Annotated in this window: 17 protein-coding genes; 9 read left to right on the forward strand and 8 right to left on the reverse strand. The window is 38.8% G+C overall.

Features of this window, described 5'->3' with window-relative positions; genetic code table 11:
• Positions 1-383: 383 nt before the first annotated feature.
• From ygjK to C9J45_RS11270, 3 genes are all read right to left on the reverse strand, one after another.
• Entirely contained in the window at positions 384-3044 is a 2661-nt protein-coding gene (gene ygjK, locus C9J45_RS11260) for an alpha-glucosidase (protein ID WP_107292531.1), read from the reverse strand.
• Between the two features lie 751 nt (positions 3045-3795).
• Positions 3796-5199: a phosphoethanolamine transferase gene (locus tag C9J45_RS11265; RefSeq protein WP_107292532.1), complete on the reverse strand. Its 1404-nt coding sequence runs from the start codon at positions 5197-5199 to the stop codon at positions 3796-3798.
• 198 nt (positions 5200-5397) lie between these two features.
• On the reverse strand, positions 5398-7224 hold the full coding sequence (locus C9J45_RS11270) for a sodium:proton antiporter (RefSeq protein ID WP_107207362.1): 1827 nt from the start codon (positions 7222-7224) through the stop codon (positions 5398-5400).
• Positions 7225-7606: 382 nt separating this feature from the next.
• On the opposite strand from C9J45_RS11270, the gene C9J45_RS11275 reads away from it, so the two are divergent.
• Positions 7607-7828 carry a hypothetical protein gene (locus tag C9J45_RS11275; protein WP_107207363.1) on the forward strand — a complete coding sequence of 74 codons (222 nt, stop codon included), beginning with the start codon at positions 7607-7609 and terminating at the stop codon, positions 7826-7828.
• 274 nt (positions 7829-8102) lie between these two features.
• A complete protein-coding gene (locus tag C9J45_RS11280; RefSeq protein ID WP_107261330.1) occupies positions 8103-8321 on the forward strand; it encodes a hypothetical protein in 219 nt (72 codons plus the stop codon).
• A gap of 98 nt (positions 8322-8419) precedes the next feature.
• On the opposite strand, the gene dbpA is transcribed toward C9J45_RS11280, so the two are convergent.
• Positions 8420-9805, reverse strand: a complete 1386-nt coding sequence (dbpA, locus tag C9J45_RS11285; protein ID WP_107292533.1) for an ATP-dependent RNA helicase DbpA — start codon at positions 9803-9805, stop codon at positions 8420-8422.
• 385 nt (positions 9806-10190) lie between these two features.
• Between dbpA and C9J45_RS11290 the strand changes: the two genes are divergently transcribed.
• Complete coding sequence (locus C9J45_RS11290) at positions 10191-10748, forward strand: type II secretion system protein (protein ID WP_045083127.1); 558 nt, start codon at positions 10191-10193, stop codon at positions 10746-10748.
• Between the two features lie 58 nt (positions 10749-10806).
• On the opposite strand, the gene C9J45_RS11295 is transcribed toward C9J45_RS11290, so the two are convergent.
• On the reverse strand, positions 10807-12336 hold the full coding sequence (locus C9J45_RS11295; protein ID WP_107292534.1) for a sodium:alanine symporter family protein: 1530 nt from the start codon (positions 12334-12336) through the stop codon (positions 10807-10809).
• Between the two features lie 109 nt (positions 12337-12445).
• Between C9J45_RS11295 and C9J45_RS11300 the strand changes: the two genes are divergently transcribed.
• The 5 genes from C9J45_RS11300 (at position 12446) to C9J45_RS11320 (ending at position 17376) form a co-directional block, all read left to right on the forward strand.
• The gene (locus tag C9J45_RS11300; RefSeq protein ID WP_107292535.1) at positions 12446-12688 is read left to right on the forward strand and encodes a hypothetical protein; all 243 of its coding nucleotides are present in this window, start codon (positions 12446-12448) and stop codon (positions 12686-12688) included.
• A 622-nt stretch (positions 12689-13310) separates the two neighbouring features.
• Entirely contained in the window at positions 13311-14327 is a 1017-nt protein-coding gene (gene trpS, locus C9J45_RS11305) for a tryptophan--tRNA ligase (RefSeq protein ID WP_107207368.1), read from the forward strand.
• Between the two features lie 40 nt (positions 14328-14367).
• Positions 14368-16086 (forward strand): VRR-NUC domain-containing protein, encoded by a 1719-nt coding sequence (locus C9J45_RS11310; protein WP_233217696.1) that lies wholly within the window; start codon positions 14368-14370, stop codon positions 16084-16086.
• Positions 16087-16178: 92 nt separating this feature from the next.
• On the forward strand, positions 16179-16523 hold the full coding sequence (locus tag C9J45_RS11315) for a hypothetical protein (RefSeq protein WP_107292536.1): 345 nt from the start codon (positions 16179-16181) through the stop codon (positions 16521-16523).
• A gap of 280 nt (positions 16524-16803) precedes the next feature.
• Positions 16804-17376, forward strand: a complete 573-nt coding sequence (locus C9J45_RS11320) for a DUF2913 family protein (protein ID WP_107207371.1) — start codon at positions 16804-16806, stop codon at positions 17374-17376.
• A 172-nt stretch (positions 17377-17548) separates the two neighbouring features.
• Here C9J45_RS11320 and C9J45_RS21535 read toward each other — a convergent pair whose 3' ends face one another.
• Entirely contained in the window at positions 17549-17695 is a 147-nt protein-coding gene (locus C9J45_RS21535) for a hypothetical protein (protein WP_158260222.1), read from the reverse strand.
• Here C9J45_RS21535 and C9J45_RS11325 point away from each other — a divergent pair.
• Positions 17694-18245 carry a DUF2799 domain-containing protein gene (locus C9J45_RS11325; protein ID WP_107246520.1) on the forward strand — a complete coding sequence of 184 codons (552 nt, stop codon included), beginning with the start codon at positions 17694-17696 and terminating at the stop codon, positions 18243-18245. The two genes, C9J45_RS21535 and C9J45_RS11325, sit on opposite strands and share 2 nt — an antisense overlap.
• 230 nt (positions 18246-18475) lie before the next feature.
• Here C9J45_RS11325 and C9J45_RS11330 read toward each other — a convergent pair whose 3' ends face one another.
• Complete coding sequence (locus tag C9J45_RS11330; protein ID WP_005366515.1) at positions 18476-18919, reverse strand: F0F1 ATP synthase subunit epsilon; 444 nt, start codon at positions 18917-18919, stop codon at positions 18476-18478.
• 16 nt (positions 18920-18935) lie between these two features.
• Positions 18936-20321 carry a F0F1 ATP synthase subunit beta gene (atpD, locus tag C9J45_RS11335; protein WP_107207373.1) on the reverse strand — a complete coding sequence of 462 codons (1386 nt, stop codon included), beginning with the start codon at positions 20319-20321 and terminating at the stop codon, positions 18936-18938.
• Positions 20322-20336: the final 15 nt, after the last annotated feature.

The raw sequence follows: 20336 nt of genomic DNA on the forward strand, positions 1-20336 counted from the left end.
TGGCGAATCTGTTCCATTTTGGCGGCGAATTATATCTATAAATTCATACAATTAACCAATAACTATATAAATTGCTTTATATCTTAAATGCAAACAAAGATTCAGCTAATGGATAGTGACGTTTTCATACCATCTTCTTTTCACCTTTTAGTAAATATAGAAGATGTACGATAACTGCACCCATGTCGAAAAAAGGTCAAAGCAATATATTCACGCGTTGAATTATGAATAAATAAGCTGTTTACATCCTGACAGGAGATAGAACAAGATACAGTTTTCACCGCTTTGATATAAAAAACGCCAATACGTTCTCTGTATTGGCGTTGGAGTTATCAACATTAGGGGGATTAATGCTGAATCAAATTAACTTTTCACTGAACGACTTATTTCAAAAAGTCGTTGTATAGCATGTAAAGGTGAGCAGAACTCCATGAGAAGTTATTTGCGCCCTGCACCGCCCCTGTTTCAGGGTTGTAATTTTCCTGAATCGGAAGCTGCTTAGTTAAACCTTCTGCATTAGTAAAAAGTTTATTTACCATCTCATGCGCTTCTTTGGTATAGCCATAATTCGCCATCCCCTTCACACCAAAATAAAACTGATCAATCCATACTCGACCACGCCAGTAAATATCGGCACCATAAGCTGGGTTATCAGCCGATGCAGTCCCCAGTGGCACTGTCGTATTAAACTTTCTGGTATCCATCATGTTTGCAACGACCGCTTTAGCTGTCACTTCTGTTGCAGCACCATTAAACAGCGGTGACCAACCTTCAGCACCCATGCCTCGTTTTACAATTGGCTTACCCGCGCAACCATTATTTAATTCTTTCGCTTCAGAACTATCAATATTGATGTCGTAGTAGAAACCAGTGTCAGTATCAAACATACATTTATTAATGTAGTCCCTAGTCTCTACTGCTTTTTGCGTAAAGGTTTCTGCGGCATCGCTATGACCTAATACCTCAGCAATTTGAGCAAGATATTTGTTATCGCTGTACCAGTATGAAGCTTGGTCGACCGATTCTTGCATCAGTGAGTAACCAATCACTTCACCAGATGCGTCTTTGTTCTCACTAAACTTCACCTGCCAATCTTTTTTCGCCAGATTCAGTTTTGCAGTATTAACCGCATCAGTATTACGGTAAGTCACAGCCTTAGCATTGATATTATAACTATTATCAAACTCGTACTTCTCTTTCGCATAACGACCTAGCTGATCGATGGTAGCAATTTCGTCAGAATCAGTCAGCCCTTGCGCATCAGCAATAGTGTCGATAAAACCAAATACCGCGGCATCATCACGACCTGACTCCCAAGACGCTGCAGTCTGTGCAGGGCTGCTTATAGCAACGTAATTGCCCGACTCTAACAGTGCATTGTAATTATCAATACCATAAGCAACTTGCCATTCTGTATCGCCTTCTAACTTATATTTGTAAATAAGCTGGCCATCTTTCGTGTGCTCAGGATCCACTGCCGCACCGTATTCAGGAATACCGTTCTTATTAGTATCACGTGCAGTTAACCACCAATCATGGTATGCCACTAACTGTGGGTACATCTCTTCAAGCCATGCTTTGGCATCACTTGGACGGTTATATTTATCTTTCAGCGCTGTGTAGACTTCCCATACCGCCCATGACGCCAGTGATGGTTTTGTATTACGCTCATTCCATGTTTGTGCATCATTAAATTCGGTTAAGCCCAATGCATCTCCACGTTGCTGAGACATGTTCATACCCACCACATCAAGCAAATAGCCTTTATCATATGGACGTAACACATCGTCAGCTTTCACTTGGTGTTCAAACACTGTGCGAATGTTTTCCATCGCAAGATCAGGATTGAAATGCGCCATTGCATACGCTTGTTTCCACGTATCCCACGGCCATGTTAAGTTACCAGAGAACCAACGTGCGGTTACCGATGGCGTTACTGTATCATGGCTTACCATACCAGCGGGGCTGCGCCAGTTACCAGTTAAGGTTTCAATCGCTTTCACTGCAACCCGCTCTTGTTCTGTCGTTGCATTGTCATTTACTAAACCATGACTTAAGTAACTTTCCCAACGACTAGTGGTCGCATTCATATATTTAATAGGATTTTTCAAAATATCAGCCACAACTGGCTGCTCTTGTTTCCACTCATCCGCCGTTAAAGTATGACTAAAGACGGTATAGATCTTGGTTTCTTTTTCATTACCAATATCTGACGTTGATTGATATTCCAAACCCTTTACTGTTGTTTTAGCGGCAATACTGCGATCAATATAAAAAGCTGAATCACCACGGGTTCTCACCCACCATGAATCACGCTCTTTACCAAACTGTAGAGTAATATTCCCATGATTATCCGTTGTTAAAGTACGCGTTAAATCAGGTAATTGTTCAGCGACTGTTGCTTCATAACATTCTTGCTTATCATCTTTATCTAATTCACTGCATACTGGCTTTTCAACACCATCTAGGGCGTAGAAACGTTCAACTAATTTGCCGTCCCACAATAACGTAAGATCTTGACCACTATTATTAGTAACGGCCGTCTCAACCAATGAGGAACGAGAAGAAACAAACTGCAATGTCATCTCAACACGAATATCATCGGCGGTTAATGTTTGAATTAACGCGCCCGGAATACTGTAAGCAACAGCTTTAAAATCAACAGGCTGACCATCTTTTAAAATAGATAATTTATCGAAATACTCTGCTACCGAAGTATTATATTCTTCAGCGATAGCCGTCACACCAAAGCCACCTTTATTTTCTGGATTTGCTTTTAAATCTGGTAATAGGTGACCATGCCACGCGCCGTCATCATGTAATGGCGTATAAGCCATGTGATTACCCGCTCCAACTTCTGCAAGGTGTTTTGGTGTACCTGTGCGATCAATAATGTCTTTAAACTGCAGGGCTAATTCTGGTTTCTTTTTCTCTTCAGACGATGAACTAGACGAATCATCACTATTACAGCCAGCAGTCAATAATAAAGAGCCGATCACTGCGGCAAGTAATGTTTTCTTAGTTACTATTGGATTATTCGTCATTGTTACACCTTTAATATAAAGAGACATTCCACATGGAATTAATATTATTTTTATGGGTAGAGTATTTTGGTATTGCGCTATAAGCGGAGGGAATATTAAAGACAAATAAAAACACTAAAATTGAAGTAAATCACATAAATAAACCTACTTAAATTCAGCTTAAGTATGGAATGTAACAATCATATACAAGTATAAGAAATAAAATCCATTATATTTTTGAAGTAAATTCACACTATTAATTTATATAGGTTGATTATCTTTTAATCTGAATAAAAACGATAAATAAAAATTAGATCTTCTCCTCAAATAATCATGTTAACTATGATATTTGTTCTACAAACATCCCTTATTAAAAATAAGTTATGTAACATTAGTAACAAGAACAAGGTGTAAAGTAACAATTGAAATTACTATTTTTTGTTTTATTTCTTGATAAATATCACAGTCATTTACTTACATAATATAAATATACTTCCTTAATTCTTTTCCATTAACTATCCAATCCTTTAATTTTTCGGAAAAAGCAGCAAAAATTAACTATTGATGTACAAAAAATTCTTCCTTTTTATTGCATTAATGCTCAAAAATAACCTCGTTGATAAATAGACTACATTTATAACAACATACATCACCATTTATATTTGACGATAAAAACCCTAATCAAGCGTATGAAAAAGGCCAAGTGTTACCCACTTGGCCTTCATTAAAATCATTAACCTATTAAAGAACGAAACATAAGCGAATGTTTACTTTATATTTTCACCGCAGGATCGGGGGCTAGATGATTGAAATCAACCATTTTGCTGTAATTAAACACACGAATATTTTTATCGTGTATCTGATCTAAAGTTAATGGCATTACTTTTTTTGATTCAATCCCAGTCCAATCTGAAAATAACGATAAAAAGTGATAAGCACTAACTTGCTTTTTCAACATCTCATGTTGCTTGCTATCACTTGATAAAATAAAGAATGGCACTTCATAATTTGATTTATGATCCTCTCCGTGTACTAAATAAACATCTTTACCTTTGTTATTTTTATCGCTTAAGCCATGATCAGAGAAATACATTAATGAATATGATTGCTGACTATTTTTTAATATCCCTACCATATTTTTCATTAGCGCATCAAATTCTCGATATGTTGATAAATAACAAGACAGTTGTTTATCTTTTAAATGATAATCATCATGCTTTATTCGACGACAAAATTTTGCGTGTGATCCCATTAAATGAACAACAATCAACTTATGCTGCTTCGTTGGTTCCAGCAAAGCCTGTTTAAATAAAGGTAACAAATCGGAGTCTTGATAATTAATTGAACCATTAAAACTGCCATTTTTCAAAAAATGCGTTTCATTACTTAAAATTGCAAATTTTGAAATAGGCGTATCATAACGTCCTATTTTTCCTTGATTAGATAACCAGTACGTTTTAAACCCTGCGCTATTAGCAAGATTAATAAAGTTAATATTAGGCTTGAACGTTATCCCTTGGCTTAAAGAAAGCGTACGTGGTAATGAAGTTGTTGTATTTGGTGCCGTTGAAATATAGCCATTTAAAAACAAGCCATTGGCAGTATCTAAGTACGGGGTTGTCTTCGCTGGATAACCATATAATGACATATAGTCACGACGCATACTCTCACCAATAACAACAATATAGTTTTGATATTGAGGTGTAACCTGCTGAATATCCAAATTCACTTTATGCGAGAAAGCAGCCTCAAGTGCCTTTTCTTGCACAAAGTAATCAGTAACAGATTGATAGCCGCGTACAAAAAGATGGTTATAAGGTGAAAAATAGAGAAGTACCAATCCAATGACTAACGGAATATCATGTTTAAGTTGATAAGATGTTTTCTTAAATGCAAAGACAAGAATTAAAATAAATAAGCTGGCTGACCAAGGAATAATATCCGATGGAATATTTGAAATAAACTCTAATGCTTCTTGCTTGTTCGTATCTAATAATGACGCAACAGATCCAATATTAGGTGGACCATAAATCATACCTACTGGTAAATAAAGCCAACTTATAATAAACAATGGTAATAACAAGCAGTATTTTACTTGCTTATATCCAGCGAGGATCATAACACCAACACAATACACCAATAATGATAACAAGTAATTGTGGTGCTTTGCTCCCATTGCAGTGGTCGATAATACAACAAGAAAAATTGATATTATAAGATCAAAGAGAAAGCGCTTATTTTTTATAAGCATTCTTATTTTTTGTTTCACGGTAAGCCACGATATTCTAAAAACTAAGTGGAAGATATTAACATATAAGAAAAAGAAAAAGGCACGTTTAACGTGCCTTTATCATTATGATGATAGCTAGAAGAGCTAAACTTCTGTTTTTATATCTTTAACTTCTTCTGAAACTTTTAATTCTTTAATTAAAGAAACTATCGTCCATCCCGCCTTCACAGCAAATTCATCGTTAACCGTATATGTATAAATATAACCTTTAGGATCAATCGCAAACATTGGAATAAGTTGACTTGCTTTATACTGCGCGTAGTAATCTTCTAACGTAAAGTTATCACTCAACTTAGTATGTTTAATCTCACCACCTTGGTTAATCAAACTCGCTAATTTCTTATAGCTAATATCTTCACCAAATAAAGCAGCACCATTATGCGCTTGAGATGCAGAGTGTTTCTCTAAACCACTATTATGCCGACGTCCGTTCAAACGGAACACATTACGGCTACCAAAGTCACTTTCAAAGTGCATAGCTGCTACTGCATTAAAATGCTTATCTGGTGTTAACGCTAATAAATGGCCAATACCAATCACATCTAAATACTCATCAGCATGGCTTGATACGGCATTACCGTAATAGGTTTCAAGCCCAGCCATACGTGCGGCACGAATATAATCCCAATTAGAATCTGTCACCACGACACGGCAATCATATTTTTTTAATGCTAACGCAATAGTGCGCGCAACGTCATTCGCACCAACAATAATAAAGCCTTTAGGTGAAGGCTCCGCAACGCCCAGTAACTTAGCCATTGGTCGCGCAGTTAAACTTTGCAAGACCACTGTGCCAATAATCACCATAAAGGTTAGTGGGACTAATAGTTCTGCACCTGCTACCCCATCGTTTGAAAGCTTTAACGCAAACAACGCTGAAATAGCTGCCGCAACAATACCTCGTGGCGCTACCCAAGCTAAAAACAGTTTTTCTTTAAAGGCTAACTGACTAAACATAGTAGAAATGAAAATAGATACTGGGCGTGACACCAGTTGAATCACCACAAATACAGCGATAGCTCCCCAACCTAATGCATGGAAATCAGACATTTGAATGCGTGATGCTAGGATCAAGAACAAACCAGAAATCAGTAAGATTGTTAAGTTTTCTTTAAAGTGCAAAATATGCTGAATATTGACGTCTTTCGCATTCGCCAGCCACATGCCCATCACTGTAACAGCCAATAATCCAGCTTCTGGCTCTAACGCATTAGCCGCTGAAAATACTCCAAGTACTAATGCTAAAACAGCAAACGGTTGGAGATATTCTGGCAGTAAATGACGACGTAATACATGCGCTAATAGCCAACCTGCAACACCACCGAGCACCAGACCCACCAGCAACATAAGACCAAAAACTTCAACACTATGGATGGTGCTACTAGAGACGATAAACTCATAAACAATAACAACGAAAATTGCACCAATGGGATCAATTAAAATCCCTTCCCACCGTAAAATATTAGCAAGTTTGGCTTGTGGCCTAACGGTACGTAATAGCGGCACAATCACCGTCGGCCCTGTTACAACTGTCATAGAACCAAACAGCAAGGCTAATGGCCAACTAAAATCCAATAAGTAATGAGTAGCGACACTGGTGATCATCCATGTAATGATTGCCCCAACAGTGACAATAGATTTTACATTACGCCTTACATTTTTAATTTCATCAAAATTTAGAGTCAAGCTGCCTTCAAATAGAATCACAGCAACTGATAATGAAATTAATGGAAACAGTAAATCACCAAATAAAATATTAGGGTTAAATACTCCTGTCACAGGCCCTATTATTAATCCAGCCATCAATAATAATAAAATAGCTGGCAATTTCATTCGCCATGCTAACCATTGACAGCTCAGGCCTAAAACGCCTAATCCCGCGATAGTTAGGCCAATCATTTCTTCATGCATGAGGTCATACTCTATAGCTTAATACACATCACATTATTTATGTGATTTTAAAATATAACGAATATAGCTCGCTATATTCTTATCTGCCCAATATAACTAAAGCTATTGTTTGCCACTACCTGACTAATAAATGGGTGCTGAGTTCAACCTTATCATTTTGTTGCTCATATTTAGAACAAATAGATGACAAAAATGAGGATTTCAAAACAAGGATAAGATAAAGAGACGAGACTATTTGTTGCCATTTTACGCAAATAAGTCACTTAGAAACAAACAACCAAAAGTAAAAAATGAGATCTCAATAACGCTATAAACATAAATAATTGCCTGTGAGTATCTTAGGGCTATTCTTCTTGCACAGGAAGATTATAAGGTTATCAGTATGGCTACATTAAATATTACATTCGCTGCAAATGAAAAGTTCATTGCTAAGATCCCTCCAACTCACGAACTGCAACTTTGGAAGATGGTTGCAATTTCTTTAAAAGAAGAAGATGAAGCTAATGACATCTACAGCTTTTTAAGTATTGATGATCACTCTTTTAAAGTGCCTCAACACCTAGGTGAAACCATTTATGTTCAGTACCAACATTATTTTTTATAACCTTTTCCTGAATCTCTAAATGAATTTATTCAACCTATTTTACAAAAGCCGATATTGCATCGGCTTTTTTTCTATCATCTTATCTTATTTAAACGGCTCTAATAGCTAACTCTAAATATTCATAACCTCAACCAGCTTATTTATAATAACTATTCAAAAAATTCTGATAAGCAAGCGGTATTTTGGGATATTAATGCCATAAAAACCGCATAACCATTGCTCAAAGGAATAATTATGCATATCATCGCTCAACTTTACCACTGTATTATTCCGCATGGCCATTTTAACAATAAATTTCAATAGTGATGAAAAACTCATCGCTGATATACCACTAAGTCGCGAATTACAATTATGGAAAACAATTGCGATAGCTATCAACTCAATTGATGAAGAAGAGCGAGACTGTACCTTGTGTATTGATGAGCATTCATTCCAACTTTCTTACTATCTTAGTGAGTTAATTTACTCTCAATACCAACACTACTTCTTATAAAACACTTTGTTATATCGTGGTTTATTACTATTGAATTGGAAAAAAGCCGATATTACTATCGGCTTTTCTTTAGATTTTTTATTTGATTAAAAGTGCAGTTAGCGTAATTGACGAGAGCGGAAGTTACGACCTTTAATTCGACCGTTTTCTAACTTCTTCAATGCAGCACGTGCAACTTCACGCTTCACTGCTACATAAGCGCAGAAGTCAAAGACATTAATTTTACCCACATCACTACCAGCGATACCATTTTCACCCGTCAATGCACCTAAAATATCACCCGGACGGACTTTCTGTTTTTTACCGCCATCAATCATTAACGTTACCATTTCAGGGCGGAACGTTGGTTGATCTAATAGATGCTCGGCTGGTAACGCTTCACCTGAGATTGGGCGATCTAGGTAATCTTCAAGTAATGCGACTTTATAATGTTCTTTATCGCTAAATAACGAACAAGCAATACCTTTACTACCTGCACGACCAGTACGACCAATACGGTGCACATGCACTTCAGTATCACGTGCTAAGTGATAGTTAATCACCGCATCAAGATTATCAATATCAAGGCCACGTGCAGCCACATCAGTTGCCACTAGAATTGAACGGCTTTTATTAGCAAACAATACTAAAGTACGATCACGTTCACGCTGCTCTAAATCACCGTGTAATGCAATTGAGCTAAAGCCGTAATCTTCAAGATCATCAGAAATCTCTTGTGCTTCACGCTTGGTATTACAAAAAATCACACATGACTCAGGGCGATGCTGGCTAAGTAACAAACGTACAGCACGTAAGCGGTCATCATTACTCTCTACTTTATAAAAGTGCTGAGAGATGCTGCTATTATCGTGGTTAGATTCAACTTTCACTTCAATAGGGTTACGCATAATACGTTTTGCAATAGAAGCAATTTGAGTTGGATAGGTTGCACTAAACAGCAGTGTTTGGCGATCGCTTGGCGCAACATCAATGATGGCATCTAATGAGTCTTGAAACCCCATTTCTAACATACGGTCAGCTTCATCAAGCACTAACGTATTTAGCTCATCTAAACATAGAAAGCCTTTACGCACGTGTTCTTCTACACGACCAGGCGTGCCCACAATAATATGCGCACCATGTTCTAATGAACCAATCTGTGGCCCGAAAGGTGTACCGCCACATAATGTTAAAACTTTAATATTGTGAATTGCACGAGCTAAGCGACGAATCTCTTTCGCTACCTGATCGGCAAGCTCACGCGTTGGGCATAATACTAGCGTCTGCACACGAAAGCGTTTTACTTTTAGATTCTGTAGTAATCCCAAGCCAAATGCTGCTGTTTTACCTGAACCTGTTTTACCTTGAGCAATAACATCTTTTCCCTCAAGAATTAAAGGTAGGCTTTGCGCTTGGATCGGCGTCATTGCGTCGTAACCTAATGACGTTAAGTTACTGAGCAAATCAGGGTTAAGGTTTAACGTAGAAAAAGCAGTCTGGCTCAAAATTATTTCCTGTATACAACTAACACACCATAGCGTGTTTTTAGAATATCGGCATGTTGATTTAGCAAGCATGCGTAAGGGGTGCGACACTAACAGCTAATGGTCATGCTGACAATCTACTTCAACAGGATCAACCCATTTGTTTAACTAGCAACGCGCTAATATCTCTTTTCATTGACCGACCAAAATCAAACTTTCGTCATATCAACGTTATCTTTTAAAACGTTAAGCAATTCGTATTCACTAGCATTCAACAAATAGCGCTTAAAATGAATAACAAACCAAAATAATACCCTATAATAGATAATTATATTGCCAAAATATCACCTAGGAATACAACCCACAAAAAACACCACTCAATTGAATGATGTATGAGTTATCCCCGATGAAAAAGAATGGTTTTACGTTAATAGAACTTGTCGTTGTTATTGTTATCTTAGGTATTTTAGCAGTAGTCGCTGCGCCTAAGTTTATGAACCTACAAAATGATGCCAGAGATGCCTCATTAAGAGGGCTTGAAGGCTCATTAAAATCCGTATTTGGAACAACGTATTCTAAACTAGCCGTTGCAGGACTAGAGAATGAGCCTTACGTTGCAACACGAAATAAAGGTAGTTATGACGGTGCGGGAGTTTATGCCGCAGATCTAAAAATCCCCGGCTGTTCGAGTAAACCTGGTCATGACTGTGTATTTGCTTATGGCTATCCACTTAATGATAGCGGCACATTAAAGAACTTAATTGATAATTTTAATACTGACTGGCGTATTACCAATCATGCAGGAGAAAACAGAATCACCTTTAAACAATTTGCTGAACAAGCAAAGAATGATGAAGGTCACTTCATCGGTTATAAAATGAATCGTGATAACTGTTACCTAACCTATACTCCTGCATCATCAACAGCATCAGGTTATAAGCTAACGTTTACTCCTTGCAAATAGCCCAAACATAAAAATGCCGAGCATATTGCTCGGCATTTTTCTATTTAACAGCTATACCTTATTGCTTAGCAAGTTTCGCTGCATCTTTACCTTGTTCTTTAATTTCACCGTTTTTCAAACGTAGTAGGTAATCTTTCAAATCACGTTTTACTTCTGGTGCCATGATGTATAGACCGACAATGTTAACCAGTGCCATTGAGAAGATCATCGCATCAGAGAAGTCGATAACAGGACCTAGGTTCATTGATGCACCGATAACAACGAAAGTACAGAACATCAGTTTAAACGCCATCTCCGCTTTCTTACTTTCACCGAATAGGTAAGTCCACGCTTTAAGGCCATAGTAAGACCAAGAAATCATTGTAGAGAAAGCAAATAGAACAACCGCGACAGCAAGTACCAATGGGAACCAAGAGATTGAGCTACCAAATGCTGCTGAAGTTAGTTCTACACCTGCAAGGCCTGAACCTAATTGACCCGTAATAATGATAACCAAGGCAGTCATCGTACAAATCACAACCGTATCGATAAACGGTTCTAACAGAGATACATAACCTTCAGAAATGGGCTCTTTGGTTTTAACTGCTGAGTGAGCAATCGCCGCTGAACCCACACCCGCTTCATTCGAGAACGCTGCACGTTTAAAGCCTTGGATTAGCACACCAATCACACCACCAGTAATACCTTCACCGGTAAATGCACCATTAATAATTTGGGCAAAGGCATCATCAATCAGATTGTAGTTCATCACTAGGATAACGACTGCTGCACCAACATAAGTAATCGCCATGAATGGAACAACTTTCGCTGTTACTTTAGCAATCGACTTAATACCACCAATGATAACGAATGCCACCAATAGCGCGAGGATCAAGCCAAACAACCAACCTTTATCAGCAAAGAAAGATAAATCGCCACCCGTTACACCAACAACTTGCTTATACGCTTGGTTGGCTTGGAACATGTTACCACCGCCTAACGCGCCACCAATCGCAAAGATTGAAAACAGAACCGCAAGCGTACGACCTAATGCTGCATTGCCACGTTTTTCTAAACCTTGGCTTAGGTAGTACATAGGACCACCAGAGACAGTGCCATCTGGATTATAAGTACGGTACTTAACGGCAAGTGAACACTCAACAAACTTAGTCGACATGCCCAGTAAGCCTGCAAGGATCATCCAGAACGTTGCACCAGCACCACCAATTGTCACAGCAACAGCAACACCTGCAATATTACCTAAACCAACAGTACCAGAAAGCGCTGTCGATAAAGCCTGAAATGGGGTGACATCACCACTGTCTTTAGGATCAGCATAATCCCCTTTAACAATTTTAACGGCGTGTTTAAAACCACGAATATTGATAAAGCCCATGTAAGCGGTAAAAAATACAGCAGCGACAACAAGCCAAAGTACAATCCATGGCGCTTTAACATCCGTAAAAGGAAGCGGAATGGAAGAGAAAATCATTCCAACAAAAGGGTTAACAATCGGGGCAACAACCTCATTAATCTTCTCATCAAGAGAGCTAGCAAAGGTGCTACCTGATGCGCCAAGCATGGCTGCCGTCATTAAAATTTTATTCATACAACATCCTTGTTTGAATATACAAAATTCATATTGGTAGTTTTACATTTTGTTTACACTTTTAACATAGCAACATCCTAAATTTGAATAAAGCCCCAATCATAAGAGTATGAAACAAGCATTGCATATCGCAAAAATAACAATCAACTTACTTGCCAACAAAGAACAAGAAAATAAAAAACACAAAATAAACAACAAGATAAAAAACAATAAGGAAGGATATGACGCTATTTTTAGAATGAGAGTCAAACAAGCAGGTGAGAATAATCATCATATAAATCGCATATTTCTTACAAAAAAATCGCGGATTATGGAGAATATCTTACACAGATTAGTATTTTTATCTGCATAAATGAGATGACTATCGGATAAAGAAAAGAGTACTAGCACAAAATAAAGAATAAAAAATCAATATTAGTGAATATAATATCAACACAATCACCTAGGTAGCCTTGCTAGAGCGATTATTTACCATGAAATAATATTCTTTATTTTACCGGCCAGCCCCCTTTGAAATCAGAATAATCATCCAAAATAAAGATTAAATAAAACTTATTAAACGGAAACAGCAAGTAGCGGAATACCGATCCAAAGTACGGATGCAAAAATGAAGAAAAAGAAATAAGTAGACTTAAATGACATGATTTAGACCTCGATTTAATCTTTATGTACTGCATTTTATACTTTTTAGTCATTCTCGTATGTTCAAAAAATCAGTCGTTAGTTTTCAATTTTAGTAAACAAGATAAAGCATAAAATGCTTGCTAGAAAAAGATTAGAGGGATATTGTTTCCTCTATGGAATTACGATTAAGTTCACCTCACCTCTTTCTTTGTTGGTGGCGCTCTTACTAGAGCGGCGCTGAACTAACACACCTTATTTTTATGTTCATACGCTGCCGGAAGGTTTGCCATGAACAATTATGATCTTGTTTCAGTCCTCTCCGGTAGCAACAATTATTTTTGGAGAATACTATGACAACATCAGCACAAAGCACTAACGTGATTCTTACTGGCGATCGAGCAACAGGTCCACTTCACCTTGGCCACTATGTGGGTTCCCTTGAACAACGCATTCAACTACAACATCAGTACCAACAAACCATTCTTGTCGCTGATATGCAGGGACTGACTGATAATGGGCATAACCCACAGAAAGTCGCTTCTAATATTTTAAACGTGGTAGCCGATTATCTCGCAGTTGGTATCGATCCCAACTTAACCACTATTTGTTTACAGTCATCACTACCCGCATTGGCTGAGCTGACCATGTACTATTCAAACTTGGTATCGATTTCTCGACTTGAACGTAACCCAACCGTTAAAAATGAAATTCAATCTAAAGCATTTGGTCGTTCCATTCCTGCCGGATTTTTAACTTATCCCATTTCTCAAGCGGCTGATATTACGGCATTCAAGGCTAATTTGATCCCTGTCGGTGATGACCAATTACCCATGCTAGAACAAACCAATGAAATCGTAAGAAAAATTAACCATATCGCCGGAAAAGAAATCTTAGTCGAATGCCAAGCACTACTAAGTAATGTGGCACGCCTACCAAGTACTGACGGTAAAAACAAAATGTCGAAATCAATGGGAAATGCGATTACGTTAGGCGCAGACAGTAAACAAATAAGCCAAGCGGTGAAATCAATGTACACCGATCCTAACCACTTACGGGTTGAAGATCCGGGCAACATTGAAGGTAATGTTGTCTTCACCTATCTTGATGCTTTTCATCCAGATCAAAGCTATGTCGCTGAACTAAAAGAGCATTACCAACGTGGTGGTTTAGGTGATGGTACAACAAAGAAAATCTTAGAGGCGTGCTTACAAGATTTAATCACGCCTATTCGTCAACGCCGTGAAGAATACTTAAATGATAAAGCCTATTTAGTTGAAGTATTGAAAAAAGGCACCGAAAAAGCCAATCAAGAAACTCAGCTCGTATTACATGATGTGAAAAGCGCATTTGGGCTTAACCTTTTCTAATGGTTTCGGATATCGAAGTCACTTGGGTATAAAGGCAGCTATGTTTATACTGACTCGATTTTCAGATAAACATAGCCGTCCAATCACACAGTGCAGTTATATGGCAACCATCGAACTCGAACAAGACTACTACCTTCACAACTTTAAGGCGTTACTTAAAACCGTAGAGCAGTATCATGCTTCATTATTAAGTACAGATGAAAAGCACTGGCTGCAATCTTTCCACCAGCTTTCAACCGATGCGCAAATGTTGCTGATCCGCTTACTATCACGTAAAGGGATCTTATTTCGTTTTAACAAACTTAATTATGACGAAATTACAAATATCGACTTAGCCAAAGATACGCTGATTAATGCTCATTTTATTAGCCAAGAAATCACCGTTCTTCTCCAGCAGCAAGTTATCAGCATCAGTGATATTTTCTCACTCTATACCAAACCTGAACTACAGCGTTTATTCCCAACCCTTATTGAAAAAACAGATAAGAAAGCTGAAATACTATTTAAATTAGAAAGCCATGATGATAGTGAATACTTGCTTAATGTCATTAGCGAGCCACTTGTTATGGTGCAACAACAAACCCTGCTCGCAAAGTTTCTATTGCTGTTTTTTGGTAATAGCCATCAAGATCTTAGCCAATTTGTATTAAGTGATTTAGGGCTCCATAAATTTGAAAATTACCGGATTGATGCCAGCACGCAACTGTTCCACACCACAGAACAAGTCGACCAATGGCTGACACTAACCCAATTATCCGACTTATATTGGCGTGCCCATGAAACGAAAGACTACGATACTATTTCTTCCCTTGTACCACTATTGCCAAAGGCTACTTCATGGTTGCCTCTCGAAAATAAACGCCAAAAACTGATCAATCATATGGCGCGAGATTTAGAGCGAAACCATCAATATGACGCAGCACTTGCTCTCTTTCGTCAAACTGAACGTACGCCAAGCCGTGAACGACAAGCACGAATACTCATGGCGCAGCAGCAATACCAAGCAGCCTACAATGTCGTGAAAAATATTCAGCATGATGCGAAAAATGAAGATGAATACGGCATAAGTCTGAGGTTAGAGAAAAAGCTCGCAAAGTCAGTCAATCACATTTTTACAGCTCCAAAAACGTTTGCTCCAAAAGCGATACAACTGCAACTTGCGAATCCTGAACACCAAAGGGTTGAACACTGCACTGCTGGCTATTTTGAGTCTCAAGGTTGGACGGTGTTCTATCTTGAGAACCAATTTCTCAACAGCCTTTTTGGGTTAGCAATGTGGGATATTATCTTTGCCCCCATCAAAGGCAGCTTTATTAATCCTTACCAATTAGCGCCACTGGATATGTTCAATTCAGAGTTTTACCTCAAGCGAAAAGACGTAATTGATGAACGCTTACAAGCGATTGAACAAGGTCACTATGATGGCTGGCAAACACACTTTGAGACAAAGCAAGGGATCTCTAACTACTGGGTACATTGGGAGCTATTTAATCAGCAAGCACTTACATTGGCTTTAAGCCATATACCACCAGCTCAATTAGCGGTAATGTTTCGTCGATTACTTAAAGACTTACGCCACCACCGCTCAGGAATGCCTGATCTGATCATGTTTAATGACACGGGTTATCAGTGGGTAGAAGTCAAAGGACCCGGTGATAAACTACAAGACCACCAGTTACGTTGGCTCGCTTTTTTTGATCAACATAGAATTCCCGCACAAGTGGCTTATATTACATTTTCAGATCCTAACGAAGACTAAGCGAATAAATAGACGTTTTTTGCGTTAGCGTAATAAAAGCCTGCCGTAAATTCGATACCATGCTGCGATTAGCACTAACAGGTATGTTTATAATGAAAATAACTGTGGATGGCGGCTCATTTAAGGTCGCAATTGATACTGAGTATGAAGGCCTAGTCGCAGAAGCAACTGCGGTGTATAACGAAACATTAGAACAGGCAACAACACCAGATAAGGCTATACTGCGCTTTCTTCAAATCATTCTTGAACACCGTGATAATGATGACGCTATCGGTTATGCCGTATTAGGCTTACTTGGCTGGTATAACAAAATAATTAATCCTGTTACAGATAAAGATATCGAGCTAAATCTACCCAAAATTCTACCGCATTTGCTAAATCCGACGGGTGATTTAACCGCATTCAATCCCATGGAAAAAACGATGTTCGCGCATTAATCATCGTATTGTAAGTGCCTATTTCTCAATACCGATAATAGGCATTATTGCGACACTTAAAACCTTAACCTTACGCTATTTACTCATGTCATTTATCCTCTGTAAGCCCTACGTGACGCTTATAAATATAAACTTTTTATCAGTAACTGTTTGTTTATGACACGCTTATAACAAACATGCTAGTATATCGTCATTGAAAAAAAGTCTACTATATGACGCTACTATTACCTCAGTAATAGTATGATATTATTGTTAATACCTGTTTCAACTCGGTACTCGAATGAACCAATCAGAACTATTATTAGACGTTAGTACTCACGCTTTACTACACCTAGAATTCAAAAAACTAGATAAACGACTAAGCCTTGCAGAAAAAAATAATATATTGGTTCAATACCTAAAGCCAATCGTCAAATCTCACCAGTATCGACGAGTAAAGAAGACGACGAAAAGCTGGCTACAAATGGGTAGAAGGCTAAATACCGATTTCGAAGCAACATTAAATCAAGAACGCGAACGTTTGCAGCAAATGAGCTCAACCGATCTCTACCAGTTTATTGCCCTGATTCAAGAGATCGAAACAGAGCTGGACACGAAAGCGCAGTATTCATTGGCACATGCCATTGATCTTAATGCGCGTTATGGCAAAGTCTTGGTCTGTGTTGTCGATGAAGATCTAACATCAAGCTTTGATGAAGATGGTTTAATGACCAAAGCAACGCAAATACTCTTTATTGGCGACGAAAAGTTGAAAGATCAATTTTCTTCAATTGTCGATAAGAGCACAGGCTTCCAATCTGTCATTGCTTATGAAGATGAAAACCATTTACGTATTGAGCTATTTCGTCTTTAAACAGCCTATTGTCGCCTAGCCGTCAGCTTATAATTCATCGCTGTTAAGCCTTTTCGAAAGACAATCGTAAAGGCTATCTTTGCTGTCCTCCCCCTTTTTTTTCCAATATCATTTCCGCTCACTTATTTACAAATAAAGTTTACTTTAACCATCCAGATCACCACGTTTTTAACTATTTTAGACGAGATACACCTTTATCTTTATTAACGATACCTTTAGAGTATCCACCTTTATATTTTTGTAACAAGTTAGCTATGACGATAAAGAATTTAACAATAACACTCATGCTGTGTTCAACATTGAGCGCATGTTCTGTCATGAATCAACAAGAGTGCCAAACAGCTAACTGGCAAGCACTGGGTTACATGGATGGCTCTCAAGGTGCCTCTTCAACCCAATTTAACGAACGTAGCTCTGCCTGTTCGGAATACAATGTTCGCGCTGACTTTTCTCAGTATCAAGCCGGTTATCAAAAAGGCCTAATCAGCTACTGTACTGAAAGCCATGGCTTTTTTGTCGGATCTCATGGTAAGTCTTACCAAGGTGTCTGCCCGCAAAATACCGCCAAAGCGTTTGTAAAAGGCTATAACCATGGCCAGCAACTCTACACAGCGCAAGAAAATGTTTCTCGTGCAGAACGAGAATTGAGCTATGAGCAACATGAAATTGATAACCAAAAAGAGAAATTAAACGAGTTAAAAAACAGTTTAATTTATGACCAACTCACCCCACGTGAGCGCCGTGAAAAGCTCGATGAGATTGATGAAATAAATAATAGACCCAACGATCTGAAACGAAAGCAGCATCAACTTAACAAGTTAAAACAAGAACTTGAAAAAGTACGAGCACAAATGAATACATACTATTAAAACGGTATGAAAAAGCCCTTACTCTCGGTACAAAGTAAGGGCTTTAATTGTGATGGATTTACTGGAGATACCATCAGCAATAAATAACATCCATTCTATCTATTACTTTTCCTTTCACACCATGATGGTTATGCAAAAGGAATGCCTCCTTGATGGTATAAAACAATATCCGCTTATTTTTCTATGGTGATTTAGTCCAACAAACGGTCACTGTATTTATTCCATCAAGGTTAGCGGCGCATCTGTTTCTGGGTTAATTCAACCGCACGTAATTGTGCCATTGCTTTTGCCAGATCCATTTCCGCCATAGCGAAGTTAATATCATCAGCATGCTTGTTGATATTTTCTTCTGCGGCGCGTCGAGCTTCATCAGCGCGAGCCTTATCAATGTCCTTCCCATGCATTGCCGTATCGGCAAGTACAGTTACTACAGAGGGTTGGACTTCAACAATCCCGCCTGAGATATAAAGGATTTCTTCAGGATCCTTTAGATCAGTGACAAAACTCGCCACACCAGGTTTTAGTCGGCTCAATAAAGGAGAGTGACCAGGGCGTATACCCAATTCCCCATCAGAGCCAGAAATTGCCAGCGCATGAGCTGGGCCAGAAAACAATGGACCTTCTGCACTCACAATGTTGAGTTGGAACGTGTTTTCGGTTACGCCAATAGCCATGATGCCTCCTTACGCCTTAAAGATTTTTCGCTTTTTCAAGCACTTCTTCGATTGCGCCACAGTACAAGAATGCTTGCTCTGGTACGTCATCATACTCACCGCTTAGTAAGCCTTTAAAGCCTGCGATAGTTTCTTTAAGTGATACAAATACACCTGGTTGACCGGTAAACACTTCCGCTACGTGGTAAGGCTGAGTCAAGAAACGTTCAATCTTACGAGCACGAGATACTGTCTGCTTATCTTCTTCAGATAATTCATCCATACCTAGGATAGCAATAATATCTTTAAGCTCTTTGTAACGCTGCAGTACGGTTTGTACACCACGCGCAACATCGTAGTGATCTTGACCAACAACCAGTGGATCAAGCTGACGAGAAGTTGAATCTAGTGGGTCAATCGCAGGGTATAAACCAAGCGCGGCAATGTTACGAGACAGTACAACCGTCGCATCAAGGTGAGCGAACGTCGTTGCTGGCGATGGGTCAGTCAAGTCATCGGCTGGTACATATACCGCCTGAATAGAGGTGATAGAACCTGTCTTCGTTGAGGTAATACGCTCTTGTAGTACACCCATTTCTTCCGCTAGTGTTGGCTGATAACCTACCGCTGATGGCATACGGCCAAGCAGTGCTGATACTTCAGTACCAGCCAATGTGTAACGATAAATGTTATCGATAAACAGAAGTACATCACGGCCTTCATCACGGAAACTTTCAGCGATAGTTAGACCAGTAAGTGCAACACGAAGACGGTTACCCGGTGGCTCGTTCATCTGACCGTAAACCATGGCTACTTTATCAAGTACCCCAGCTTCTTTCATTTCGTAGTAGAAGTCGTTACCTTCACGAGTACGCTCACCGACACCAGTAAATACTGATAAGCCCGAGTGTGCTTTCGCGATGTTGTTGATAAGCTCCATCATGTTAACGGTCTTACCTACACCCGCACCACCGAACAGACCAATTTTACCACCCTTAGCAAATGGGCAGATAAGGTCGATAACTTTCACACCCGTTTCTAACAGTTCAGAGCTGTTAGATTGTTCTTCATAAGACGGTGCTTCACGGTGAATGGCATATTTGGTTTTTTCGCCAATTTCACCACATTCATCAATCGGTGAGCCTAACACGTTCATGATACGGCCAAGGGTTTCTTCACCCACAGGGACAGTGATCGGTGCTTTGGTATTTACCACTTCTAGGCCACGACGAAGACCGTCTGATGAACCCATTGCGATACAGCGAACAACACCGCTACCAATTTGCTGCTGTACTTCTAATACTAATTCAGCATGCTCACTATCACTAAGGGTAAGCGCATCATATACACGTGGTACGCTATCTTGGTCAAATTCCACGTCAACGACAGCGCCGATGACTTTGACAATCTTACCAGTACTCATTTGATGTCCTCAAAA

The organism is Photobacterium sp. GB-1 (assembly GCF_003026165.1).
GTDB lineage: Bacteria > Pseudomonadota > Gammaproteobacteria > Enterobacterales > Vibrionaceae > Photobacterium.